This is a genomic window from Streptomyces sp. PT12, assembly GCF_003311645.1.
Lineage (GTDB): Bacteria > Actinomycetota > Actinomycetes > Streptomycetales > Streptomycetaceae > Streptomyces.
Genome location: NZ_QEST01000056.1, coordinates 1 through 377, shown reverse-complemented (window position 1 = coordinate 377; position 377 = coordinate 1). Strand labels below are relative to the sequence as shown.

1 protein-coding gene is annotated in these 377 nt (G+C 77.7%); it reads right to left on the bottom strand.

Going from position 1 to position 377, the window contains the following annotated elements; translation table 11 throughout:
• Positions 1-176: 176 nt before the first annotated feature.
• On the bottom strand, positions 177-377 hold a 201-nt coding region (locus DEH69_RS31960; RefSeq protein WP_220131192.1), incomplete at its 5' end, for a hypothetical protein.

The following is a 377-nucleotide window of genomic DNA, read 5'->3' as shown; positions in this document are numbered from 1 at the left end:
TTATGGTGGTGGGTGAAGGACTGGCCGCACGCCCCGGTCGTGACCAGGACGGGGCGGGCGGGTGCCCCGGGGCGCGCGGAGGAGGAAGCGGCTCCGGGGATGTCCGCCCGGTCCTGGGCCGGGCGGGCTTGGGCCCGCTGCCACCCGGGCCGCGCACGTTCGCCGGTGGGGCGGCCTCAGGGATGACAGCAGGGGTCAGGGGCGGTGGTGCGGCTGCTCGGGAAGATGCGGTGGGCGGTCGCGTTCGCTCTCGTCCGCGCGGGCCATCGCGTAGCGGCGGCGTACGCAGCGGGGGCAGGCGTGTGGTCCTTTGTGCGGGCCGCGGCGGCCAGCAGCCGCCCGACCGGGGCGGCGAGCGCGGGGGATTCGCCCAACGG